Raw genomic sequence first — 24,753 nt, 5'->3', positions numbered from 1 at the left:
TGCGGCCGTTCTTCCTGCCGGGAAGAACGGTCCTCCGACAACGGGGGAAACACATGAACATTCATGAATACCAGGCCAAGGCCGTTCTGAAGGAATACGGTGCACCGGTGGCCGAAGGCGTTGCCATCTTCTCCGCCGACGAAGCCGAAGCAGCCGCCAAGAGCCTTCCGGGCCCGCTCTGGGTCGTGAAGTCGCAGATCCACGCTGGTGGCCGCGGCAAGGGCAAGTTCAAGGAACTGTCCGCTGATGCCAAGGGCGGTGTCCGTCTGGCTTTCTCGCTGGACGAAGTCACGTCCAACGCCAAGGAAATGCTCGGCAACACGCTGGTCACCAAACAGACCGGTGCCGCAGGCAAGGTGGTCAACCGTCTCTACATCGAAGACGGCGCCGACATCGAGCGTGAGCTTTACCTCTCCATTCTGGTCGACCGGACCGTTGGCCGCCCGGCTTTCGTTGTCTCCACCGAAGGTGGCATGGACATTGAAGCGGTTGCCGAAGAAACCCCCGAAAAGATCGTCACCCTGCCGATCGATCCGGAAACCGGTGTGACCGAAGCCGATGCCGCCAAGCTGTGCGACGCGCTGGAACTGACCGATGCGGCACGTGAAGACGGCATGAAGCTGTTCCCGATCCTGCACACGGCTTTCGTCGAGAAGGACATGAGCCTTCTGGAAGTCAACCCGCTGATCGTCATGAAGGACGGCCGCCTGCGCGTACTGGATGCCAAGGTTTCCTTCGACGGCAACGCTCTGTTCCGTCATCCGGACATCATGGAGCTGCGCGACGTCACCGAGGAAGACGACAAGGAAATCGAGGCCTCCAAGTACGACCTCGCCTATGTCGCTCTCGACGGTGACATCGGCTGCATGGTCAACGGTGCCGGCCTTGCCATGGCGACCATGGACATCATCAAGCTCTACGGCGCCGAGCCGGCCAACTTCCTTGATGTTGGCGGTGGCGCTTCCAAGGAGAAGGTGACGGCCGCGTTCAAGATCATCACCTCCGATCCGAACGTGAAGGGCATCCTTGTCAACATCTTCGGTGGCATCATGCGCTGCGACGTGATCGCGGAAGGCGTGGTTGCAGCCGTCAAGGAAGTCGGCCTGCAGGTTCCGCTCGTTGTTCGCCTGGAAGGCACCAACGTGGAACTCGGCAAGAAGATCATCAACGAAAGCGGTCTGAACGTGATCGCCGCTGACGATCTCGACGACGCCGCCCAGAAAATCGTGAAAGCCGTGAAGGGGGGCGCGTAAATGTCCATCCTCGTCAATAAAGACACGAAAATCATCGTTCAGGGCCTGACCGGCAAGACCGGCACGTTCCACACCGAACAGGCGCTTGAGTATTACGGCACCAAGATGGTCGCCGGTGTGCACCCGAAAAAGGGTGGTGAGACCTGGTCTTCCGGTGTCGACAGCGCGGCCTCTCTGCCGATCTTTGCGAGCGTTGGCGAAGCCAGGGAAGCAACCGGTGCCGACGCCTCCGTGATCTACGTTCCGCCGGCAGGCGCGGGCGCAGCGATCATCGAGGCCATCGAAGCGGAAGTTCCGTTTATCGTCTGCATCACCGAGGGCATCCCGGTTGCCGACATGGTCAAGGTCAAGGCCAAGCTGGAGAAATCCAAGTCGCGCCTCCTCGGCCCGAACTGCCCGGGCATCCTGACCCCGGAAGAATGCAAGATCGGCATCATGCCGGGCTCCATCTTCAAGAAAGGCTCCGTCGGTGTTGTTTCCCGCTCCGGCACCCTTACTTATGAAGCTGTCTTCCAGACCACAAATGCCGGCCTCGGCCAGACGACGGCTGTCGGCATCGGCGGCGACCCGGTCAAGGGCACCGAGTTCATCGACGTCCTGGAAATGTTCCTGGCCGACGACGAAACCCAGTCGATCATCATGATCGGCGAAATCGGTGGCTCCGCGGAAGAAGACGCGGCGCAGTTCCTGAAGGACGAAGCCAAGCGCGGCCGGTCCAAGCCGATGGCTGGTTTCATCGCCGGACGGACAGCGCCTCCGGGCCGTACCATGGGCCACGCCGGTGCCGTTATTTCAGGCGGCAAGGGCGGTGCAGAAGACAAGATCGCTGCGATGGAAGCTGCTGGCATCAAGGTGTCACCGTCTCCTGCGAAGCTCGGCGAGACCCTTCTCGAAGTCTTGAAGGGCTGATTCTGCAAGAATCTTTAGCGATGGGGACGGAAACTGTTTACGTTTCCTGTCGCATGATGAAAGGATGGGTTCCGGCGCGGTTGACGTGCCGTAACCATTTTTCGAGGGGTCGGTGGAAACCATCGGCCATTGTAGGGAAACCGGCCGCGGGTCAATTTTTCGGGCCCGCCTAAACAAAAGGGCGGAGGATACCTCCGCTAAAGGACATGGCACGGCAGGAAGCGAACAACGTATTCGCACTGACGTCGTTGCTTTACGGCGCCAACGCAGCCTATATCGAAGACCTCTACGCACAGTACAAGACAGATCCGAGCTCGGTCGACGCCGAGTGGCAGGACTTCTTTGCGGCCTTCCAGGACGAGAAGGAAGCCGTGCTGAAAGAGGCTCGCGGGGCGACCTGGAAACGCAAGGACTGGCCGATCGAGGCCAATGGCGACCTCGTCAATGCATTCGACGGCAACTGGGGCCCGATTGAGCAGAAGCTCGGCGACAAACTGAAGAAGAAGGCTGAAGCCAAGGGCGAGCCGGTTTCGGATCAGGAAGTTCATCAGGCGACCCGCGATTCCGTTCGCGCCCTGATGATGATCCGCGCCTATCGCATGCGCGGCCATCTTCATGCAGATCTCGACCCCCTCGGCCTGGCCGGCAAGGGCGACCACGAGGAACTGCATCCCTCCTCCTACGGCTTTACCGAAGCCGACTGGGACCACAAGATCTTCATCGACCACGTTCTGGGTCTGGAATACGCCACCATCCGCGAGATGATGGACATCCTGAAGCGGACCTATTGCTCGACGCTGGGTGTCGAGTTCATGCATATCTCCGATCCGGCGGCCAAGGCTTGGATCCAGGAGCGCATTGAAGGTCCGGACAAGCAGGTTGCCTTCACCACGGAAGGCAAGAAGGCGATCCTGAACAAGCTGGTCGAAGCCGAAGGTTTCGAAAAGTTTCTGGACGTAAAATACACCGGCACCAAGCGCTTCGGCCTGGATGGTGGTGAAGCGCTGATCCCGGCGCTGGAACAGATCATCAAACGCGGCGGCTCGATGGGCCTTAAGGAAATCGTGTTCGGCATGGCCCACCGTGGCCGCCTGAACGTGCTTTCCCAGGTGATGGCCAAGCCGCACCGGGCAATCTTCCACGAGTTCAAGGGCGGCTCCTACGCGCCGGACGATGTGGAAGGCTCCGGCGATGTGAAGTATCACCTCGGCGCGTCTTCCGACCGGACGTTCGACGGCAACGACGTGCACCTGTCGCTGACGGCAAACCCCTCGCACCTGGAAATTGTCAACCCGGTGGTTCTGGGCAAGGCGCGCGCCAAGCAGGATCAGCTGGCTGCCGACGAGAACGGCAACTTCGTCGACACGACCGAAATCGACCGCGGCACGGTTCTGCCGCTGCTGCTGCACGGCGACGCCGCATTCGCCGGCCAGGGTGTTGTTGCGGAATGCTTTGGCCTGTCCGCGCTGCGTGGCCACCGCACCGGCGGTTCGGTCCATGTGATCATCAACAACCAGATCGGCTTCACCACCAACCCGCGCTTCTCGCGGTCTTCGCCCTATCCGTCGGATATGGCGAAGGTGATCGAGGCGCCGATCTTCCACGTCAACGCGGATGATCCGGAAGCCGTCGTCTTTGCGGCCAAGATCGCGATTGAATATCGCCAGACGTTCCATCGTCCGGTGGTCATCGACATGATCTGCTATCGCCGCTTCGGCCACAACGAGGGCGACGAGCCGGCGTTCACGCAGCCGATCATGTACCGCAAGATCCGCAAGCATGCGACGACGCTGCAGCTCTACTCGGAACGCCTCATCAAGGAAGGTGTTCTGACGCAGGACGAAGTCGAGCACATGAAAGCCGACTGGCGCAAGCATCTGGACGACGAGTTCGATGCCGGCCAGGCCTTCAAGCCGAACAAGGCCGACTGGCTGGACGGCAAGTGGGCAGGCATGAAACGGGCCGACGACGAGGACGATCCGCGTCGCGGTGAAACCGGTCTGCCGATGGATGAACTGAAGTCGATCGGCCGGGCTCTGACCCACGTGCCGGACGGTTTCAACATCCACCGCACGATCGCGCGCTTCATGAACCAGCGCGAGCGCATGATCGAGACCGGCGAAGGCATCGACTGGGCAACCGCTGAAGCGCTTGCCTTCGGTTCGCTGCTGAAGGAAGGCCACCCGGTGCGCCTGTCCGGTCAGGATTGCGAACGCGGCACGTTCTCGCAGCGCCATTCGGTTCTGTACGATCAGGAAGACGAGAGCCGGTACATTCCGCTCAACAACGTCTCTCCCGATCAGCAGCGCTACGAGGTCATCAACTCGATGCTCTCGGAAGAAGCCGTGCTCGGCTTCGAATATGGCTACTCGCTGGCAGAGCCGCGTGCTCTGACACTTTGGGAAGCCCAGTTCGGCGATTTCGCCAACGGTGCCCAGGTGGTGTTCGACCAGTTCATCTCTTCGGGTGAGCGCAAGTGGCTGCGCATGTCCGGCCTCGTCTGCCTGCTGCCGCATGGCTACGAAGGTCAGGGACCTGAGCACTCTTCCGCCCGTCTGGAGCGTTACCTCCAGCTCTGCGCCGAAGACAACATGCAGGTTGCGAATTGTTCGACGCCGTCGAACTACTTCCACATTCTGCGTCGTCAGCTGCGCCGTGATATCCGCAAGCCGCTTATCCTCATGACGCCGAAATCCTTGCTGCGTCACAAGAAGGCGGTATCCACGCTGCAGGAACTCGGTCCGGAGTCCTCCTTCCACCGTCTGTTGTGGGACGACTGGGGGCCCAACCTGAATTCGGAAGGCAAGCTGGTTTCAGACGACAAGATCCGGCGCGTCGTGATGTGCTCGGGCAAGGTCTACTATGATCTGTTCGAAGAGCGCGAAAAGCGCGGCGTCAACGACGTCTACCTGCTCCGCGTCGAACAGCTCTATCCGTTCCCGAAAAAGGCGCTGATGCTGGAACTGGCGCGCTTCCCGCAGGCCGAAATGGTCTGGTGTCAGGAAGAGCCCAAGAACATGGGCAGCTGGTTCTTCGTCGAGTCCTACATCGAATGGGTCCTGGAGCAGATCGACGCCAAGCACAAGCGCCCGCGCTATGCTGGCCGCAATGCGATGGCATCGACCGCAACCGGCCTGATGTCCTCGCATCTGGCGCAGTTGCAGGCGTTCCTCGAAGAGGCTCTGGGAAGTTAGTCACAAGAGGGCCTTCGGGCCCTCTTTCAAAAATTTGGCCAGGTAATTTTAAGAGAAGGCGACCATGGCAACCGAAATTCGCGTCCCCACGCTGGGTGAATCCGTTTCCGAAGCGACTATTGCGCAGTGGTTCAAGAAACCGGGCGACGCCGTCAGCCAGGACGAGCCCCTTGTGGAACTGGAAACCGACAAGGTAACCGTCGAAGTTCCGGCACCGGCCGCGGGCACGCTGGAAAGCATCGTGGTCAAGGAAGGCGACACCGTTGAAGTTGGCGCCCTGCTCGGTCAGATCGCAGAAGGCGCCGGTGCTCCGGCCGCGAAGGCTGAAGCGGCTCCGGCAAAGGCTGACGCCAAGGCCGAAACCAAATCCGAAAAGGCCCAGCTGGTTGATGTCGTCACGCCGAGCGCAGGCGAATCCGTCACCGAGGCGGAAGTCGGCGAATGGAGCGTGAAGGTCGGTGATGTCGTCAAGGCCGACGACACGCTGGTGGAACTGGAAACCGACAAGGCGGCCCAGGAAGTTCCGGCCCCGGTTGCCGGCACCATCGTCAAGATCGCAGTCGAAACCGGTACGACCGTGGAACCCGGCGTTCTGCTCTGCCAGATCGATCCGTCAGGCGAAGGTGCTGCTGCTGCTCCGGCAGCCGCTGCACCGGCTGCGTCCGCTCCGGCCGCAAGCGGTGGGTCTTCCATGCCGCCGGCTCCGTCTGCTCAGAAGATGATGGCTGAAAACAACCTTTCCGCCGACCAGGTTGCCGGGTCCGGCAAGCGTGGTCAGGTACTGAAGGAAGACGTCATCAACGCGATCGCCTCCGGTGCAACCTCTTCGTCGTCAGCCCCGTCGGCTGCTCCCGTTGCCCGTGGCCCGGTTGCCGCCCAGGACGAAATTCGCGAAGAACGCGTTCGCATGACCAAGCTGCGCCAGACCATTGCGCGCCGCCTGAAGGACGCACAGAACTCCGCGGCCATGCTTACCACCTACAACGAAGTGGACATGGGCCCGGTCATGGAACTGCGCAAGCAGTACAAGGACCTGTTTGAGAAGAAACACGGCGTCAAGCTCGGCTTCATGGGCTTCTTCACCAAGGCGGTGACCCATGCGCTGAAAGAGATCCCGGCAGTCAATGCCGAGATCGACGGCACCGACATCATCTACAAGAACTTCTGCCACATCGGCGTCGCCGTTGGCACGGACAAGGGCCTTGTGGTTCCGGTTGTGCGCGACGCGGACCAGATGTCCATCGCCGAGATCGAGCAGGAAATCGGCAACCTCGGCCGCAAGGCACGCGACGGCAAGCTGGGCATGGCTGATATGTCCGGCGGCACCTTCACCATCTCCAATGGCGGGGTGTATGGTTCGCTGATGTCTTCGCCGATCCTGAACGCGCCGCAGTCCGGTATCCTGGGCATGCACAAGATCCAGGAACGTCCGATGGCTGTGAACGGCCAGGTGGTTATCCGCCCGATGATGTATCTGGCGCTCTCCTATGACCACCGGATTGTCGACGGCAAGGAAGCCGTGACCTTCCTGGTTCGCGTCAAGGAAAGCCTGGAAGATCCGCAGCGTCTGGTTCTGGATCTCTGATCCGGTTCAGTGCCTAGCTTGTGCCTTGCCGGGAACGCCCCGGCAGGGTGCCCGGACATTTTAAGGTTGCCTGGCCAGCGGCGTTCCAGCTCTCGCGGTTGAATGCCCGTCGGTCTGGCCCAGGAGGAGCCGCATTGTGAGCCTGGAATTTCTGATTACTGCTCTTGTCGTGGTGCTTGTTCCGGGCACCGGTGTTGTTTATACGGTTGCCGTCGGACTTGGCAGAGGCCGTCAGGCATCCGTTGCCGCGGCCTTCGGCTGCACCCTCGGTATCATTCCCGCAATTCTGGCGTCCGTTGTGGGCCTGGCGGCGCTGATGCACACCAGTGCCCTGGTATTCCAGGGCGTGAAATACGCCGGTGTCGCCTATCTTCTCTACCTCGCCTGGCAGACGCTGAAAGACAGCGGACCGATGGAACTGAAAGCTGACAGGGGTTCGCGCAAGAGCTTCCTTGCAACGGCGCGCACCGGCTTCCTGATCAACATCCTCAATCCCAAGCTGACGGTATTCTTCCTCGCCTTCCTGCCGCAATTCGTCAGCCATGATGCCGTCAATCCAACGCTCGACATGCTGCTGATGGGCGGCGTCTTCATGGCAATGACCTTCGTTGTCTTTGTCATCTATGGCGCGTTTGCTTCACTGGTCGGCGAGAAAGTGTTGAAGAGTGATCGCGTGATGGTCTGGATGCGCCGGACCGTGGCTGCAACCTTTGCCGGGTTCGGCTTGCGGCTGGCTCTGGCGGAGCAATAATCGGATCATCGCCGACACGGTGTGAGACGGTCAGGAGAAACAGGAATATGAACGCCATAAAGCGTTATGCCCTTTCGGTTGTTCTTGTCGTCTGGACCGTCCTCGGACTGATAGTCGCTTCGCACGCAAGCGAACAACGCACTGCGCTTGTGATCGGAAACGCGCAATATGGCTATGGCCCGCTCGCCAATCCGGTCAATGACGCTCTGGCCATCGCCCGCGCCCTCGACAAGGCCGGCTTCGAGGTCATCCTTCAGACTGACGCCAACCGTGATGCCATGGAACAGGCGATCCGGGCCTTCGGTGATCGGCTGAAAAAGGAGGGTGGCGTCGGCCTGTTCTATTACGCCGGCCACGGTATCCAGATTAAGGGCGAAAACTACCTGCTGCCTGTGGCTGGGGATGCGCCGGCGGACGAAGTCCTGCAGCAGCAGTCGGTCGCGGTCAGCGAGGCCGTGGAAGTAATGACGTCGTCCCATGACGGGCTCAACATCGTCGTACTGGACGCTTGCCGCAACAATCCCCTCGGTGGGGCATCGTCCGGCCTGTCGCGGATCGACAGCAATGCGCGCCTGTTCGTCTCGTATTCGACGTCACCTGGCTCCGTGGCTCTGGACGGGCAGGGCAGCAACAGCCCTTTCACCAAGCATCTGGCCAGCGCCATCGCGACCCCGGCGCTCAATCTGGAAGAAACCTTCAAGCGCACGCTGAAGGGTGTCTTCCAGGAAACGAACGGCCAGCAAACGCCCTGGATTTCCTCGTCCTTCTTCGGAGATTTTACCTTCGTTGACGGCAGCACTGATAATCCGGCAGGATCGGTGCCCAAGATGGCCGCTCTTGCGGCAATCGGAACCGCGCTCAAGGAGAGCACCGCGCGCACCGGTCCGGCCCGCCAGATCTCGGGTGTCTACCGGGTCGAGGGAACCAACCCGAACGGAACGACCTACGACGGCATGCTGGCAATCACGCCGGAAGACCGGAATGTGCGGCTTACCTGGTGGATCGGAACCGACGTCTTCACCGGCGTCGGCGAGTTCGCCGGCCGCATGCTGGTGGTCAACTGGGGAGACAAGCACCCTGTCGTCTATTCCTTCACTGGCGCGGAAACGCTGGACGGTGAATGGGCGGACGGCTCGGCCAGCGAAAAGCTGACGCTCTATTCGCGCACTGCACCGGTCGAGGCGGAAGGGCTGACTGGCAATTATTCGGTTGCCGGCCGAAACCCGGACGGCACGACATATGACGGTACGGTCGTGTTGACGCAGCAGGGCCGGACATTCACGCTGATCTGGACAGTCGGCACCGACAGCTATCACGGCGTGGGTGAACTGGACGGCAACGTACTGACAGTGGACTGGGGCGACAAGACGCCGGTGGTTTACGCGGTCATGGCGGACGGGCATTTGAAAGGCCTCTGGGCTGCGGGCCGCGGCGCTGAAGAACTGACGCGCATTCAAGGGCAATAGGAACGGGAGCCGGTGGGAATTCATGACTGACACGGTTGTATTGGTAACGGGCGGGAGCCGGGGGATCGGCGCTGCCGTCAGCCGCAAGGTTGCGGCGCTCGGTCACAAGGTGATCGTCAACTACACGCACAACCAGGCTGCCGCTGATGCTCTCGTCGAGGAAATCAAGGCGGCCGGCGGCGAGGCCGTGGCAGTTCAGGGTGACGTCCAGAACGAAGCCGACGTGCTGCATCTTTTCGCCGAAGCCGACAAGCTCGGCACCCTCAAGGGCCTGGTCAACAATGCCGGTGTTGTCGACTATTCCCAGCGCGTCGATGAAATGACCCTGGAACGTCTGACACGAATGTTCTCCATCAACGTGATCGGCGCCTTCCTGTGTGCCCGCGAAGCGGTCAGGCGCATGTCGACCAAGCATGGCGGCACCGGCGGTGTGATCGTCAATCTCGGGTCTGCAGCCTCCAAGCTGGGGTCACCTTCCCAATATGTCGACTATGCAGCCTCCAAGGGGGCTATCGATACCATGACTGTCGGATTGGCGCTGGAAGTTGCCGACGAAGGTGTTCGCGTCAACGGTATTCGTCCCGGCATTATCGACACCGATATCCACGCCTCGGGCGGCCATCCTGACCGGGTGGCCCAGCTCAGGTCCAAACTGCCGATGAAACGTGCCGGAACCGCCGACGAGGTGGCCGAAGCGATTCTGTGGCTTCTCTCCGACCAGTCCAGCTATACGACCGGTGCCATCCTCGATGTCTCCGGCGGCCGGGCAATCCTTCCCTAACCCCCATTCAAACCAGAAATGAAAGAGGCAAAGGCGACCAAAATGTCCCAATATGATCTCGTCGTCATCGGAACCGGTCCTGGCGGCTACGTCTGCGCGATCAAGGCTGCGCAGCTCGGCCTGAAAACGGCTGTCGTCGAAAAACGCGCAACGCTTGGCGGCACCTGCCTCAACATCGGCTGCATCCCGTCCAAGGCGCTGCTGCATGCCTCGGAAATGTTCGAGGAAGCCGGCCACGGTTTCGAAAAACTCGGCATCAAGGTCGCAAAGCCCAAGCTCGATCTGCCGGCGATGATGGAACACAAGACCGGTGTGGTCGACGCCAATGTGAACGGCGTTGCCTTCCTGATGAAGAAGAACAAGATCGACGTTCACACCGGTACCGGCAAGATCCTGGCCAAAGGCAAGGTCGAAGTTACCGATGCCGACGGCAAGGCAAGCGTACTGGAAACGAAGAACATCGTGATTGCCACCGGTTCCGACGTCATGCCGCTGCCGGGTGTCGAGATCGATGAGAAGCAGGTGGTCTCTTCCACCGGCGCTCTGGAACTGGACAAGGTGCCCGGCAAGCTGCTCGTCGTCGGTGGTGGTGTCATCGGCCTTGAGCTCGGCTCCGTCTGGAACCGTCTCGGGTCGGAAGTGACCGTGGTGGAGTTCATGGACAAGATCCTCGGCCCGATGGACGGTGACGTTTCCAAGAACTTCCAGCGCATGCTGAAAAAGCAGGGCATGGAATTCAAGCTGTCCTCCAAGGTCACGGGTGTCGAGAAGAAAGGCAAGGGCCTTGCCGTGACTGTAGAACCGGCAAAGGGCGGCGATGCGCAGGTTCTCGAGGCCGACATCGTTCTGGTTGCCATCGGTCGCCGTCCATACACGGAAGGCCTGGGCCTTGATGGGGCAGGTGTTGCCCTGGACGAGCGCGGCCGCGTCAAGATCGACACCCACTACAAGACCAATGTCGACGGCATCTACGCCATCGGCGATGTGGTCGTCGGTCCGATGCTGGCCCACAAGGCCGAGGACGAAGGCGTTGCCGTTGCCGAAATGCTGGCAGGCCAGGCTGGTCACGTGAACTATGATGTCATCCCGGGTGTTGTCTACACCCAGCCGGAGGTCGCTTCCGTCGGCAAGACCGAGGAAGAACTGAAGGCGGCCGGCGTCGAGTACAAGACCGGCAAATTCGTCTTCTCCGCAAACGGCCGCGCGCGCGCCATGAACAAGACCGACGGTTTTGCCAAAGTTCTGGCGGACGCAAAGACCGACCGCGTGCTTGGTGTTCACATCGTCGGCTTCGGTGCCGGTGAGATGATCCACGAAGCTGCTGTCATGATGGAATTCGGTGGATCTTCCGAAGACCTTGCGCGCACCTGCCACGCCCACCCGACCATGTCGGAAGCGGTCAAGGAGGCGGCTCTCGGCGCATTTGCGAAGTCCATCCACGCGTAATCAACGCTTGAACGATGTCTTTTCGATATCGGTTCGGGGCATCCGGTCACCGGGTGCCCCGTAACATTTTTGTTGGATCGGCCGTCCTGCGGACCGGCAGACGCCATTCAAGTTTGAAGTTCTGCAAGTAAACGTAAAAAATGCCGCGCATCTGCAACTAATGCGCTAGAGTGTTGTCCTGTCAGGGGTGGTGCATTTCAACAAAAGGCAGGAGATGCTTTGCTTGAAAGGCAACGGGGCAACAATCAAAATCTGAATCTCACCCGCGGCTGGCTGCCAGTCGTTGCAGGGGGCGTATTGCCGTTGGTTTGCGGCCTGGTGTTTTTCTGGCCGGAGCGAACCATTCCCTACGTGGATGACCTCTTCTTTATTCCGTGGGCATCCGAATTTGCGCAAACGGGCCGTCACTTGAATCCCCTTCTTGCGGTCCAGTTCCCGGGGCTGGAATCCTATCATCTCCAGCCAAGGCTTCATTTCATTCTGTCCGGATGGTTTTTGAAAGCCGCCGGGATCAGCACCGCGACAATCGTCCTGTTCGAATTCCTCTGTTACGTGGCAACCAGCCTGGTCTTCGTGGTGTTCTGCCTCAGATTGAACCTTCGCACCGCTGCGCTTTTCACACCGTTGATCTTTGCGCCCATGTATGTCGTTTCCGGCTTCCGGCTGGAACTGACGGGTTCATTCATCTGGATGCTCGGGCTGCTGCTGGTCCTGCCGGTTGCAGTCAGGGCAGGTACGGGTGACACGCGGCAGACCGGTCCGGAAACTGTTTCCGCCGTTGCGGGTACCGCGCTTTTGGGAATTGCTCCGCTGACTGCACTGTCCATGCTTGCCTGGAGTGTTGGCGTCATTGCCGTTCTTCAGATCTGGAGGCTCAGGACACGGCAGGCAAGCCTCGTTCGTGTGCTGAGTGAAGGCCTTGTCGCCCTCGCGATTGCCGTTGCCCTGTTTGCGGTCTCGGTGAACTTCGAGTTCGCCGAGTTCTTCCGGCAGATCGCCTATCACTCCAGCCGGTCACATGGCTCCGGCAAGTTCAATGTGGAAGCGATCTTCCGGGCTGCCATGTTTGCAGGCGTATCTTGGGTTGTTTTCCGCAAGTCCCGCACTGCCGGGATGATCGGCTTTTGCCTTGCCGCTGGACAATTCTTCGGCGCCTTCGTGCATGACCGGCCGCTGATCCGGAATCTTGCGGCCGCAATGTTGTTTCTGCTGGCGGTCGACGTGCTGTTGAAAGACCGCTGGCACAGGGTGAAGCTTGGCCTTTGCGCCGCATTGGTGCTGGCGCTTTCCTCCAACTTCATCGTTTTCTATGTGCTGTCGGAACCTTTGCCGAACAGGCAAGCTGTGGTCGAGGCCTACCGGCAGGATCTGGCGGATGGAAAGCGGGTCTTTATCGACGAAACGATGGCCCACCATTTTCTGGATCAGAAAACGTCCGGTGCCCTGTCCTGGACCTGGGGAGGCACATTTCCCAAGGGGCGGCCGACCAGTATGGGAGACCTGAAGGAAGGCGACGTCTGGTATGTCAGCGAATATACCCTGCTCGGCTACCTGAAGGGCAGGCATGACGTTGCTGAAAGGGTTTGGCCGAAGAACGACTATCCCCACGTCCTCCAGTTCTCCTGCATTCTGGGCCGTCATTCCTGCAATCTGCCTGCCAAACGCTGGACAATGATGCGTCTGGAAAGGGTGGGGGGAACGGTGATGGCAACGGAACTCGGCTCAGGCGCCGGACCAAGACCGATAGACGAAAGCTAGCAGCACACTCCCTGGCGGTTGCCATCGGCACGAACGTGCGTGCCGTAGGGGAGCACGGGACTGGACAAGGCTTGCCTGAAGTCGGGCAAAAAGGCTTGTCAGTGCTCCTTCAGGCAGAGGCCATGGTCGCCGAAAGCCTTCAGAACGTTGCATTCGGTCACCGTGTGGTCGCCTTCGCAGCTTGTTGCGATGCGCTTCAACTCCGCCTCCAGTTTGCGCAGGTGGGCAATCCGCTGGCGCACTGCCTTCAACTGATCTTCGGCAATCCGGTTGGCGGTTTCACACGGTTTGTCCGGATGCTGGCTGAGGTCTATCAAATCACGGATGGCCGGCATTGGCAGGCCGAGGTCGCGGCAATGCTTGATGAAACCAAGCCTCTCCAGGTCGCTGGACCGGTAGCGCCTCTGGTTGCCCTCGGTGCGGATCGGCGCTTCCAGCAGGCCTTCCTTTTCGTAATAGCGAATCGTCGGAACCTTCACGCCGGTTCGTCTTGAAAGGTCGCCAATTGAAAAATCCATAAAAAGCCTCTTGAAGCTCTAGTCGCTATAGCAATTACAAGGGACAGGAACCGAAAATCAAGCGACTCGGACAAGGAGTGCATCATGGGTGCCTGTTGCGGACATTCCCACGGAACATTTGACGGAATGTCGAAGGACTATCGCCGCCGGCTCTGGCTGGTGATCGCGTTGAACGGTGGCATGTTCATCGTCGAGATGATTGCCGGCCAGGCAGCCGGCTCAAAGGCGCTGCAGGCCGACGCCCTCGATTTCTTCGGTGACGCGGTCACCTACGGCATATCATTGGCTGTCATTGGCGCATCGCTGAAGACCCGGGCCCTGGCTGCGCTTGCAAAGGGCACAAGCCTGTTTCTGATGGGCGTCTGGGTGGCTGCCACCACGCTCTATCAGGTGTTCGTGCTTGGTGTACCGCAGGCCGCAGTGATGGGCTCCATCGGCTTTCTGGCGCTGGCCGTGAACCTTGCCAGTGTCCTGCTGCTGGTCCGATACAAGGATGGTGACGCCAATGTGCGCTCCGTCTGGCTGTGTTCGCGCAATGATGCCATAGGCAACGTTGCCGTGATGCTGGCGGCCGCCGGTGTCTGGGGAACTGAGAGCGCCTGGCCGGACCTGATTGTCGCCGGTCTCATGGCAGCTCTCTTCGTCAGTTCCTCGGTCCAGATCCTGAGCCAGGCCATAAAGGAATACCGGCACAAGACGGAGCACGAAGTGGCGGCTGAATAATTCGCCCTTTCCGGAACGTTCCTCAAACGGTGGTGCTTCCCAGATGCACCACCGTTATTTCCGGAGGAACACCGAATCGGACGGGCAGGATCGAGCAGCCAAGACCTCCGGAAACGATGAGGTGGCGGGGGTCCGTTTCAAGGCCCAGGTGCCTTGCCAGCTTCGTCCCTTCCGTTTCAACGATGTGGCCATAGGCGTAGCTTTTCACGCTGCGTTTGGGAAAGGCCGGTTTGTAACCGAAACAGTTGACCTGCCCGCCATGGGTGTGACCGCTGAGCGTCAGGCTGACGCGGCCCGGCACTTCACGGATGATGTCGGGCTCATGTGCCATCAGCAGCACGGGCGCATCGTCCGTGACCTGGGCAAGCGTGCCGGTCAGGTCATCCAAACCTTTCCAGCGGTGCCGTTTGATCTTGCGGTGCGGCCTCAGCGCCAACTGGTCGTCGATGCCGGCAAGCCAGAAAGCCTGGCCGCCTTTCTCGAACCGTTGAGCCCGGTTCTGGTAAAGGGGAATGCCGGCGTTCAGCAACGCCTGACCATATCTGGTCGGTCCACCGCCGGTCAGCTGTGCGTCCGCGTCGTCCCACCAGTCGTGATTGCCGAGAATGGCGTGGGTTCCGAGCGGGGCCGACAGATCACCGAAGAGATCAGCCCAGGCCTGTGGCGGGATCGGGTCGTATTGCCATTTGTGGCTGGCCACATAGTCGCCCAGCATCAGGATGATGTCGGGCTTCAGCGCGTTGGTCTGCCGGACGATGGAGCGAACCCGCTCCAGCCCCATCCAGGGATCGCAGACATGCGGGTCGGCTATCAGCGCAGCTTTCAGGTTCAGCCCACTGGGCCATCGTGGAGGCGTCAGGTGATAATGCTTCAGGCTGAGCCGAAAAGGCTCAACGCCAATCGCGTAGGCAGGAGCGGAAACGGCACCCAGCATTGCGATGCCACAGGTTTGCAGGAAACGGCGTCTGGAAATCATGAGACTGTATCAACCGGTTCTTCAGGACAGTCTCGAGTGAACCGGGCTATTGAGGCGTCGATACGGCCCGATAAAGGCAGGTTTCAGCAGATTTCGTGCAGACGGTACTCAGCTGAAAAAAAGCCCGCTGCGGAGCAGCGGGTCTTGGTCTGGAGCTTGTTTAGCGGTGAGGGTTACTCCGACACGGCTTCGCCGGTGGTCGGCTGAATAACGGTCTCGCTTACGATTGCATCGCTGAGATCGTTGGTGGCGATGGCCACATCCGAGTCGGTGTCCGGGAGGACGGGCGTTTCCGCCACTGTCATCTGTTTGGACTGGGCTGTCTTGTTCCAGCTGCATGCAGCGGCCGGTGCAATTGCAATCGCGGTTACGGCAAGGGCCGCAATGCCGGTGCTCAATAGGCGCATGTTACATCTCCGTCCGTTGGCCTGCGCTACACTTGCGCAGTCTTACGTAGGGTAAGGGAAAACGGAGGTCTGACAAGGAAAAAGCGAAAGGCGATTGTCGTCGCACTGCCCCTGGCCGGCTACTCGCGCTGGAGATTGTAGGTGGTCTCGGTTCGCGGTTCGGACAGATCGTTGACGACGTTGATCACGTGAACATCCAGAAGCTCGCCAAAGGTCCGCAATGTCAGTTGCTTGCTGCTCAAGAACCCGATCAACAGCACCTGGATGGCACCATCCGAGCGCATTTCCCCTTTGGTCCAGCCCCACTTGCAGTCACGCGGGATGCAGGAGGTGAACGCGCGTACGCGTACATGCACCGCTTCATTCTCGCAGCGACTTTCCACCTCGACGCGCGAGATCTCCTTCGGTTTGGCATTCTCATTGACCCAGACGCCGTCTTCGGGAAGTGGACAGTAGACGCGCTGCGCCAGCGAGGGCGCTGCCGACAGTAGAAGAAGACCGGCTGCGAGTAGTATCAGACGCATTCGTTATCTCCCGGCGAAACAGGCTGTTTCAGCAACCTAACCGTTTGTGGCGGAAGCGGCTACAACGGAGTTGGAACTAACATGGGAATCGATCGAAATTCCCCGCAAACAACAGAGACTTATCATGCAATCACTCGAAACGCGGCGGTTTCGTCTACGCTTGCCGGAAGAACCGGACTTCCCAGTCTACAAGGCGTTCTACGAGAACGGCGAGGCCTCGCACTTCTATGGTGGACCGTTGCGCGCGGACTCTGCCTGGCGCGTGTTGGCAAGCCACCTCGGCCACTGGCAACTGCGCGGCTATGGCATGTGGGTTATCGAACCGAAAACGGGGGCAGATATCATCGGTGGTTGCGGCTTCGTTTGGCCCGAAGGCTGGCCAAGACGGGAGCTGACCTGGTGGCTGATGCCCCAGGCACGCGGCACCGGTGCAGCCGTGGAAGTCTCGCAGGCGGCAATCCGCCATGCTTACGAAGTGTATGGCTGGCCACTGGTTGAAACGCATATGAAGGATGACAACGAGGCAGCAAGGGGACTGGTGCGCAAACTTGGCGGCGAGCCGATTGCGCGCGAGATGTTTCCTGACGGCAAGGAACGGACAGTCTACGGATTTCCGAAACCTGAGGGATCCTAACGGCGCGGATGAGCCTTGTCGTAGGCGGACAGGAGATGAGCGCTGTCGATTTCCGTATAGATCTGTGTTGAGGCAAGGCTGGCGTGGCCAAGCAGTTCCTGGATAGTTCTGAGATCACCGCCGCCAGCCAGCAGATGTGTGGCAAAGGAATGGCGCAGGGCATGCGGGGTCGCGCTGTCCGGCAGGCCCAATGCACCGCGCAGGCGTGCCATGGCCAGCTGGATCATGCGCGGGTTCAGCGGACCGCCGCGGGCACCGAGAAACAGGGGGCCATCGGGCGAAATCGCATAAGGGCAAAGTTTCAGATAGTGCTCCACCGCCTGGCAGACCGCCGGCAGGATCGGGACAATCCGTTCCTTGCCGCCTTTGCCGACGACACGAAGTGTCTTCGTCCCGGTTTTGGGGGCCATGGCACCGGTCAGCGACAACGCTTCCGAAATCCGCAGGCCGCAGCCGTAGAGCAGGGTCAGGACAGCGGCGTTGCGGGCTTCCAGCCACGGCTCGCGTTCCATCGCCAGGTCACCGCTGGTCACGTCGATGGCGTCCTTGGAGGAGACGGGTTTCGGCAGGGACCGGGCCTGCCGTGGTGGCCGCACGGCGGAAGACGCCGCAGCGTTCACTTCGCCCCGCCGCTCCAGGTACCTGAGGAAGGACCGGATCCCGGCAAGGCCGCGGGCGAGCGATCGGCTCTGGGCGCCGTCACGGCGGCGGCTTGCCAGGAAGCCTCGAAAGTCGGCCGGGCGGAGCGCCGCAATTTCCTTGAGGTCGGGTGCCCCGCCCAGATGGTTGGTCAGGAACCGCAGGAACTGGCGCAGGTCGCGTTCGTAGGCAAGCAGGGTCTTGTCGGAAAGGCGTCGCTCATCGGACAGGTGGTCAAGCCACTGGTCGATGCGGCGGTTGAGTTCCGGCCGGGCGGTGACGAGCAGCGATTCGGATTTGAAGGATGCGGCACACATGGTGCCAATGTGATGCCGGATCCCCAACGGTTCCGTTAACATCGCGCCACATGGCGGCTATTTTTCGTCAAACCGGCCGACAGGTGGTCCCACTCTCACCAGGAGGTGAACAGGACCGTCGAGATCTCCGAGCCTGATCGACTTGTCCCGCAACACGAGGCAAAAGGAATTGGAGCGTCCTGTTACCTTGGCAGGCACTGGAAACGGCAAACAAAAACGGCCCGGAAATCCGGGCCGTTCGTTCGTCTTAAAGGTCGGTGATCAGAGAATGCTCTGGCCGGTCTTGGCCCAATCGGCCAGGAAAGCTTCAAGGCCCTTGTCGGTCAGCGGATGCTTGACCAGTGCCTTCAGCGTTGCCGGCGGTACCGTCGCGACGTCGGCGCCGATGATGGCGCAATCCTTCACGTGGTTCGGCGTGCGGATCGACGCAGCCAGAATTTCCGTGTCGAAGCCGTAGTTGTCGTAGATCACGCGGATTTCGCGGATCAGCTCAAGCCCGTCGGCATGAATATCATCCAGACGGCCGATGAATGGCGAAATGTAGGTTGCACCGGCCTTGGCTGCGAGCAGGGCCTGGTTGGCCGAGAAGCACAGGGTGACGTTGGTCTTGGTGCCTTCTTCGGTCAGCTGCTTGCACGCCTTCAGGCCATCGAACGTCAGCGGCAGCTTGATGACCACGTTGTTTGCGATCGCGCCAAGGACGTGCGCTTCCTTCATGATCGTGTCGAAATCGGTTGCGGCCACTTCGGCGGAAACATCGCCCTCGGTGATGGCGCAGATTTCTGCGATGACTTCCTTGAAGTCCCTACCGGACTTTGCGATCAGCGAGGGGTTGGTGGTGACACCGTCAAGGAGGCCGGTTGCTTCCAGTTCCTTGATTTCAGCCGTGTCGGCCGTATCGACGAAGAATTTCATCTGTCTTTACTCCCTGTAGGGCTACCGGAGCGTCGCCGGAAACCTGGTCCCGGCTAGCGGGACAAAACGATTGCGTGGTCAGCTGGGCTCTCTTTACCCTAGGATGATGACAAGAAGAACCCCTGATTCTCTGGTGGACGAAATTTTTGCGGTACGTACCTCAAGAATGGCGAGGCTTGATCCCGGCGACCGGACGGGCAATGTCACGCCAGGGTTCGGGCCGTGCCTGGCGCATGGTTTCGCCGCCGTTCCCGGAGCGATGAGGACCTGACACCCAGTGCTGTTCGACGATCCAGACTTCCAGGAAACCATTGCCAGCGTGCTGGTGCCGGTCGCGGTTGCGGGGGCCTATACCTACAAGGTGCCGCCCGGCCAGTCCGTGGTTCCGGGCACCATCGTCAAGGTACCGCTCGGCCCGCGCGAGGTGATTGGCGCTGTCTGGGATATCGAGCCGGACGCGGCCATCAATCCAAAGAAACTGAAGACCATTTCCCATGTCTACGACAAGACGCCGCCGCTTGATGATGATCTGCGCCGGTTCGTCGACTGGGTAGCGAACTGGACACTTGGCGCACCGGGGATGGTGCTGCGCATGGTGTTGCGGTCCGAAGAAGCGCTGGAGCCGGAGGCACCCGTTCCCGGTGTCCGCCGTATCGAAGGTGCCGAGCCGGATCGTCTGACGCCTGCACGCGGGCGCGTTCTGGCGACCATGGAAGACGGCTTTGCCTGGACGAAAAGCGGCCTTGCCCACGCTGCCGGCGTGTCCGCTTCCGTCATCGACGGCCTGCTTCAGCAAGATGTCCTGGAAACCGTCCTTATGCCGTCGGCTCCTCCGCCGCCGAAACCGCAACTGGATTATGCGCAAAAACCGCTGACCCCGGCGCAGCAGGCCGCGGCAGACGGCCTGACGGCCTGTTTCGGCAAGGGTGGGGCCGTTGCCCTGATCGACGGTGTCACCGGCTCGGGCAAGACGGAAGTCTATTTCGAGGCGATTGCCGAAGCCTTGCGCCGGGGAAAGCAGGCGCTGGTGCTGCTGCCTGAAATCGCACTCACCGAACAGTTCCTGCGGCGCTTCGAACAACGCTTCGGGGTCTATCCGGCCGAATGGCATTCGCAGATCACGGTCAAGAACCGGTCGCGGGTCTGGCGCGGGGTGGCCTCCGGTGATGTGCGGGTGGTGATAGGGGCCCGCTCCTCGCTGTTTCTGCCGTTCAAGGAACTGGGCCTGATCATTGTGGACGAAGAACACGATGCGGCCTTCAAGCAGGATGACCGGGTGCCCTATAGCGCACGCGACATGGCTGTTGTCCGCGGCCATCTCTCCGGCTTCCCAGTTGTTCTGGCGTCGGCCACCCCATCCGTGGAAAGCATCGTCAACGCAGAGGTCGGCCGCTACAAGCTGTTCGAGCTGCCCGAACGGGCATCCGGTGCTGCCCTGCCGGACCTCATGGCCATCGATATGCGCCAGGACGGGCCGGAACGGGGACGCTGGCTGGCACCTGGCCTGGTCCACGGCATCGCCGGCACCTTCGCCGAAGGGGGGCAGTCGCTACTGTTTCTCAATCGGCGCGGTTATGCACCGCTGACCCTTTGCCGTACCTGCGGCCACAGGTTCCAATGCGCTCATTGCAGCGCCTGGCTGGTGGAGCATCGTTTTCAGAAAAAACTCGTTTGCCACCACTGCGGCCATCAGGAGCCGGTCCCCAAGGCCTGTCCGTCCTGCCAGTCGGTAGACAGTCTGGTTGCCTGCGGTCCCGGCGTGGAAAGAATCGCCGAGGAAGTGACCGAGCTCTTTCCGCAGGCCCGTGTGCTCGTGCTTTCGTCGGATATTGCCGGCGGGCCGGATCGGCTGAAGCGCGAAATGAAGATTGTCGAGGAAGGCGGAGCCGACATCGTCATCGGCACGCAGCTGGTCGCCAAGGGACATAACTTCCCGCTGATGAAACTGGTTGGCGTGGTGGATGCGGACCTTGGCCTTGCCCATGGCGATCCGAGAGCTGCGGAAAAAACCTTCCAGCTGCTCGCCCAGGTGACAGGCCGTGCGGGCCGCGTGACCGGCGGCGGCAAGGGTTTCCTGCAGACCTACAATGCCGATCACCCCGTCATCAAGGCGCTGCTTTCAAGCGACAAGAAGGCGTTCTACCAGGCCGAGATCGAGGCAAGGCGGGCAGCAGGTCTGCCGCCGTTCGGGCGTCTTGCCGCCGTCATCGTCTCCGGACCAGACAGAGGATTTGCGGAAGGCTTCTCAAGGGCCCTTGCCCGTGCCGCACCGCCGGATCAGGCCGTCACGCTCCTTGGGCCGGCGGAAGCCGCCCTTGCCATGGTGCGCGGACGCTATCGTTTCCGCCTGCTGGCAATGGCCCCCCGCCAGTACGATCTGCAAGCGTATCTGCGGCATTGGCTGAGCATCGGCCCGAAGCCCACGAAAGGGCTGCGCCTGCAAGTGGACATTGACCCGCAGCATTTTCTCTAGGTGGTTTTTGCATCCATAGGGAAAAGCGCCTGCCGTTCATACGAGTCATACGAGTTCGGCGTGGGAGAATCGGGTGGAACTGCATGGTCATTGTTTGCAATTGTGGCAACGCTGCTGACGGCAATAATCCCGCTGTCCGCGCGACTGCGGCAAAAACGCCCTCCTGGCTTGCCCCTTTCAGCCCTGCGCAAAGGCCTTTTCGCCTGCTCTGCAGAAAACCGTCTAAAGGTTTATGACGGTGCGGAGACGTTGATCTGAAACGTTTTTTATCGACCTTTGACAAAAAACACCGAGGAATCGGCAATAACAGTCTTTAGGCGAAGTTGCACACTGAGAAACCCTGTGCTAATTGAGGCGCGGCTTTGGGGGCAGCGGTTTAACCGTCATACCTTCTGACCTTGAAATCATTCATTTTTTCAATGCTTTGCGAGCGCTGGCCGTTTCGTGGGCATGAAAAACGTCAGAGAGCACGGACCTGGTGACTGACAACGTATCTCTCGTATCCGGCGTGGCACAGCGTTATGCGTCCGCCCTTCTCGACCTCGCCGAAGGCGAAGGTGTAACGGCTGACGTGGAGCGGGATCTGACAGCTTTCGAAGGCATGCTTGCCGAAAGCGAAGATCTCGTCCGTCTCGTGAAAAGCCCGGTATTCAGTGTGGAGGAGCAGCTTGCAGCGCTTACCGCACTTCTCGACAAGGCAGGCATCAAAGGCCTGGCTGCTAATTTCGTGAAGCTGGCAGCCCGTAACCGGCGCCTCTTCGTTCTTCCCGGCATGATCAAGGCATTCCGCACCCTGCTTGCGCAAAAGCGTGGTGAGGAAACGGCTGAGGTAACCTCCGCAGCTGCCCTTTCCGACGATCATGTCGCTGCCCTGAAAGAAGCTCTCTCGGCTTCCACGGGCAAATCTGTAAACATCGTGGCAAAGGTTGATCCTGCCCTGATCGGTGGCCTCGTGGTCAAGGTCGGCTCCCGCATGATCGACACATCGCTGCGTACCAAGCTCAATTCACTCAAGTTCGCGATGAAAGAGGTCGGCTGATGGATATTCGGGCCGCGGAAATCTCCGCAATCCTCAAGGACCAGATCAAGAGCTTTGGCCAGGAAGCCGAAGTTTCTGAAGTCGGTCAGGTGCTCTCCGTCGGTGACGGTATCGCCCGTGTTTATGGTCTGGACAAAGTTCAGGCTGGTGAAATGGTCGAATTCCCGGGTGGTATCAAGGGCATGGCCCTGAACCTGGAAACCGACAACGTTGGTGTCGTTATCTTCGGCTCCGACCGTGACATTAAAGAAGGCGACACCGTCAAGCGGACCGGCGCCATCGTGGAAGTGCCGGTCGGCAAGGGCCTCCTGGGCCGCGTTGTTGATCCGCTCGGCAACCCGATCGACGGCAAAGGCCCGATCGAGGCAACCGAAAAGCGCCGCGTGGACGTCAAGGCGCCAGGCATTCTGCCGCGCAAGTCCGTGCATGAGCCGATGTCTACCGGCCTGAAAGCCATCGACGCCCTGATCCCGGTTGGCCGTGGTCAGCGCGAGCTGGTCATTGGTGACCGTCAGACCGGCAAGACCGCGATCATTCTCGACACCTTCCTGAACCAGAAGCCGCTGCATGCTTCTGACGACGAAGACGCCAAGCTGTACTGCATCTACGTTGCTGTCGGCCAGAAGCGCTCCACCGTCGCTCAGTTCGTGAAGACCCTGGAAGACGCCGGCGCGCTGGAATACTCCATCGTCGTCGCCGCTACCGCTTCCGACGCTGCTCCGCTGCAGTTCCTGGCACCGTTTGCCGGCTGCGCGATGGGCGAGTTCTTCCGTGACAACTCCATGCACGCCGTGATCGGCTACGACGATCTGACCAAGCAGGCTGTGGCCTACCGTCAGATGTCCCTGCTGCTCCGTCGTCCGCCGGGACGTGAAGCTTTCCCGGGTGACGTTTTCTACCTGCACTCCCGTCTGCTGGAACGTGCTGCGAAGCTGAACGAAGACCATGGCAAGGGCTCTCTGACCGCACTGCCGGTTATTGAAACCCAAGGCAACGACGTGTCCGCGTTTATTCCGACCAACGTGATCTCGATCACCGACGGTCAGATCTTCCTGGAAACGGATCTGTTCTACCAGGGTATCCGCCCGGCCGTGAACGTTGGTCTGTCGGTGTCCCGCGTGGGTTCCTCCGCTCAGATCAAGGCGATGAAACAGGTTGCCGGCCCGATTAAGGGTGAACTGGCTCAGTACCGCGAAATGGCGGCCTTTGCACAGTTCGGCTCCGACCTCGACGCCACGACCCAGCGCCTCCTGAACCGTGGTGCACGTCTGACCGAACTTCTGAAGCAGCCGCAGTTCTCGCCGCTGAAGACCGAAGAACAGGTTGCAGTCATCTATGCCGGCGTGAACGGCTACCTGGATGCAATCCCGGTCAACCGCGTGAAGGACTTCGAAGAAGGCCTGCTTCTGTTCCTTCGTGGCGAGCACAAAGCGCTGCTCGACGCCATCTGGGAGAAGAAGGCACTCGACGACGAGCTGACTGGCAAGCTGAAAGCTGCCATCGACGCGTTCGCCAAGAACTTCGCTTAAGACCACGCCGGGATAAGGAGCAGGGGCGGCCATGCCGAGCCTGAAGGACTTACGAAACCGCATCGCTTCCGTTAAGGCGACGCAGAAAATCACCAAGGCCATGCAAATGGTGGCCGCGGCGAAGCTGCGTCGTGCTCAGGAAGCTGCGGAGGCCGCTCGCCCCTATGCGGAACGCATGGGTGCGGTGCTGGCCAACCTCGCGGTGGCCTTCGAGGGGCGCGACGACGCTCCGAAGCTCATGTCCGGCACCGGCAATGACCAGGTTCATCTCCTGCTCGTTGCCACGGCCGAACGTGGGCTGTGTGGGGGCTTCAACACCAACATTGCAAAGCTTGCGCGTGAAAAAGCGCGCAGCCTGCTGAAGCAGGGCAAGACGGTCAAGATCATCTGTGTCGGCAAGAAGGGCTACGACGCTCTGAAGCGCGAGCTCGGCCAGCACATAATCAAGACCATCGACCTGCGCAGTGTTAAGAACGTTGGCTTCAACAACGCGGACGACATCGGCCGCGAAGTGCTCTCCATGTACGACAATGGCGAGTTCGACGTTTGCACGCTGTTCTATTCGACTTTCAAATCCGTGATCGCGCAGGAACCGACTGCAACTCAGCTGATCCCGGCCCATTTCGAGGCTGGCAGCACTGATGCAGGCGCAGGTGCCAACGCGGTTTACGAATATGAACCGGAAGAGACAGAGATCCTTGCGGATCTGCTGCCGCGCAACATCTCCGTTCAGATTTTCCGGGCACTTCTGGAAAATGCTGCGTCTGAACAGGGTGCACGTATGTCCGCAATGGACAACGCGACCCGCAACGCCGGCGAGATGATCGACAAACTGACGATCAACTACAACCGCCAGCGCCAGGCTCAGATTACGACGGAACTGATTGAAATTATCTCGGGCGCGGAAGCGCTCTAA

Annotated in this window: 21 protein-coding genes; 15 read left to right on the top strand and 6 right to left on the bottom strand. The window is 60.3% G+C overall.

Annotated elements, in window-relative coordinates; genetic code table 11:
- Positions 1–53: 53 nt before the first annotated feature.
- The 9 genes from sucC (at position 54) to HEP89_RS05710 (ending at position 13,143) form a co-directional block, all read left to right on the top strand.
- Entirely contained in the window at positions 54–1,253 is a 1,200-nt protein-coding gene (gene sucC / locus HEP89_RS05750; RefSeq protein ID WP_168691523.1) for an ADP-forming succinate--CoA ligase subunit beta, read from the top strand.
- Complete coding sequence (gene sucD, locus HEP89_RS05745; protein WP_022999015.1) at positions 1,254–2,162, top strand: succinate--CoA ligase subunit alpha; 909 nt, start codon at positions 1,254–1,256, stop codon at positions 2,160–2,162.
- A gap of 206 nt (positions 2,163–2,368) precedes the next feature.
- Positions 2,369–5,356 carry a 2-oxoglutarate dehydrogenase E1 component gene (locus HEP89_RS05740; protein WP_022999014.1) on the top strand — a complete coding sequence of 996 codons (2,988 nt, stop codon included), beginning with the start codon at positions 2,369–2,371 and terminating at the stop codon, positions 5,354–5,356.
- A gap of 64 nt (positions 5,357–5,420) precedes the next feature.
- Positions 5,421–6,941: a 2-oxoglutarate dehydrogenase complex dihydrolipoyllysine-residue succinyltransferase gene (odhB, locus tag HEP89_RS05735; RefSeq protein ID WP_062490813.1), complete on the top strand. Its 1,521-nt coding sequence runs from the start codon at positions 5,421–5,423 to the stop codon at positions 6,939–6,941.
- A gap of 136 nt (positions 6,942–7,077) precedes the next feature.
- Entirely contained in the window at positions 7,078–7,692 is a 615-nt protein-coding gene (locus HEP89_RS05730; RefSeq protein WP_022999012.1) for a LysE family translocator, read from the top strand.
- A 47-nt stretch (positions 7,693–7,739) separates the two neighbouring features.
- Complete coding sequence (locus tag HEP89_RS05725; RefSeq protein ID WP_168691522.1) at positions 7,740–9,158, top strand: caspase family protein; 1,419 nt, start codon at positions 7,740–7,742, stop codon at positions 9,156–9,158.
- A gap of 22 nt (positions 9,159–9,180) precedes the next feature.
- Positions 9,181–9,939 (top strand): SDR family oxidoreductase, encoded by a 759-nt coding sequence (locus tag HEP89_RS05720; RefSeq protein ID WP_022999010.1) that lies wholly within the window; start codon positions 9,181–9,183, stop codon positions 9,937–9,939.
- A 42-nt stretch (positions 9,940–9,981) separates the two neighbouring features.
- Complete coding sequence (gene lpdA / locus HEP89_RS05715; protein ID WP_168691521.1) at positions 9,982–11,385, top strand: dihydrolipoyl dehydrogenase; 1,404 nt, start codon at positions 9,982–9,984, stop codon at positions 11,383–11,385.
- Positions 11,386–11,793: 408 nt separating this feature from the next.
- Positions 11,794–13,143 (top strand): hypothetical protein, encoded by a 1,350-nt coding sequence (locus HEP89_RS05710; protein ID WP_168691520.1) that lies wholly within the window; start codon positions 11,794–11,796, stop codon positions 13,141–13,143.
- Positions 13,144–13,241: 98 nt separating this feature from the next.
- Here HEP89_RS05710 and HEP89_RS05705 read toward each other — a convergent pair whose 3' ends face one another.
- The gene (locus HEP89_RS05705; RefSeq protein ID WP_168691519.1) at positions 13,242–13,661 is read right to left on the bottom strand and encodes a helix-turn-helix domain-containing protein; all 420 of its coding nucleotides are present in this window, start codon (positions 13,659–13,661) and stop codon (positions 13,242–13,244) included.
- Positions 13,662–13,745: 84 nt separating this feature from the next.
- Between HEP89_RS05705 and HEP89_RS05700 the strand changes: the two genes are divergently transcribed.
- Positions 13,746–14,384 (top strand): cation transporter, encoded by a 639-nt coding sequence (locus tag HEP89_RS05700; protein ID WP_168691518.1) that lies wholly within the window; start codon positions 13,746–13,748, stop codon positions 14,382–14,384.
- 22 nt (positions 14,385–14,406) lie between these two features.
- On the opposite strand, the gene HEP89_RS05695 is transcribed toward HEP89_RS05700, so the two are convergent.
- From HEP89_RS05695 to HEP89_RS05685, 3 genes are all read right to left on the bottom strand, one after another.
- Positions 14,407–15,360, bottom strand: a complete 954-nt coding sequence (locus HEP89_RS05695) for a metallophosphoesterase (RefSeq protein ID WP_168691517.1) — start codon at positions 15,358–15,360, stop codon at positions 14,407–14,409.
- Between the two features lie 173 nt (positions 15,361–15,533).
- The gene (locus tag HEP89_RS05690; protein WP_168691516.1) at positions 15,534–15,767 is read right to left on the bottom strand and encodes a hypothetical protein; all 234 of its coding nucleotides are present in this window, start codon (positions 15,765–15,767) and stop codon (positions 15,534–15,536) included.
- Positions 15,768–15,886: 119 nt separating this feature from the next.
- On the bottom strand, positions 15,887–16,291 hold the full coding sequence (locus HEP89_RS05685) for a serine/threonine protein kinase (protein ID WP_168691515.1): 405 nt from the start codon (positions 16,289–16,291) through the stop codon (positions 15,887–15,889).
- Between the two features lie 124 nt (positions 16,292–16,415).
- On the opposite strand from HEP89_RS05685, the gene HEP89_RS05680 reads away from it, so the two are divergent.
- On the top strand, positions 16,416–16,925 hold the full coding sequence (locus HEP89_RS05680; RefSeq protein ID WP_168691514.1) for a GNAT family N-acetyltransferase: 510 nt from the start codon (positions 16,416–16,418) through the stop codon (positions 16,923–16,925).
- Here the strand turns inward: HEP89_RS05680 and HEP89_RS05675 are convergent.
- The gene (locus HEP89_RS05675; protein WP_152511806.1) at positions 16,922–17,881 is read right to left on the bottom strand and encodes a tyrosine recombinase XerC; all 960 of its coding nucleotides are present in this window, start codon (positions 17,879–17,881) and stop codon (positions 16,922–16,924) included. The genes HEP89_RS05680 and HEP89_RS05675 overlap by 4 nt on opposite strands.
- 261 nt (positions 17,882–18,142) lie before the next feature.
- Complete coding sequence (fsa, locus tag HEP89_RS05670; protein WP_022999000.1) at positions 18,143–18,796, bottom strand: fructose-6-phosphate aldolase; 654 nt, start codon at positions 18,794–18,796, stop codon at positions 18,143–18,145.
- Positions 18,797–19,073: 277 nt separating this feature from the next.
- On the opposite strand from fsa, the gene HEP89_RS05665 reads away from it, so the two are divergent.
- The 4 genes from HEP89_RS05665 to HEP89_RS05650 all read left to right on the top strand — a co-directional run bounded on the left by HEP89_RS05665 (position 19,074) and on the right by HEP89_RS05650 (position 24,753).
- Complete coding sequence (locus HEP89_RS05665) at positions 19,074–21,269, top strand: primosomal protein N' (RefSeq protein ID WP_168691513.1); 2,196 nt, start codon at positions 19,074–19,076, stop codon at positions 21,267–21,269.
- A gap of 478 nt (positions 21,270–21,747) precedes the next feature.
- Positions 21,748–22,308 carry a F0F1 ATP synthase subunit delta gene (locus HEP89_RS05660; protein WP_022998997.1) on the top strand — a complete coding sequence of 187 codons (561 nt, stop codon included), beginning with the start codon at positions 21,748–21,750 and terminating at the stop codon, positions 22,306–22,308.
- Positions 22,308–23,837, top strand: coding sequence for a F0F1 ATP synthase subunit alpha (atpA, locus tag HEP89_RS05655; protein WP_022998996.1), 1,530 nt, complete (start codon positions 22,308–22,310; stop codon positions 23,835–23,837). Before HEP89_RS05660 ends, atpA begins: the two co-directional genes overlap by 1 nt.
- 31 nt (positions 23,838–23,868) lie before the next feature.
- Positions 23,869–24,753 (top strand): F0F1 ATP synthase subunit gamma, encoded by an 885-nt coding sequence (locus HEP89_RS05650; protein ID WP_023014438.1) that lies wholly within the window; start codon positions 23,869–23,871, stop codon positions 24,751–24,753.

It is taken from the genome of Labrenzia sp. 5N (genome assembly GCF_012395805.1).
Classification (GTDB): Bacteria; Pseudomonadota; Alphaproteobacteria; order Rhizobiales; family Stappiaceae; genus Roseibium; species Roseibium algicola.
This window is presented reverse-complemented; position numbering and strand designations above follow the sequence as displayed.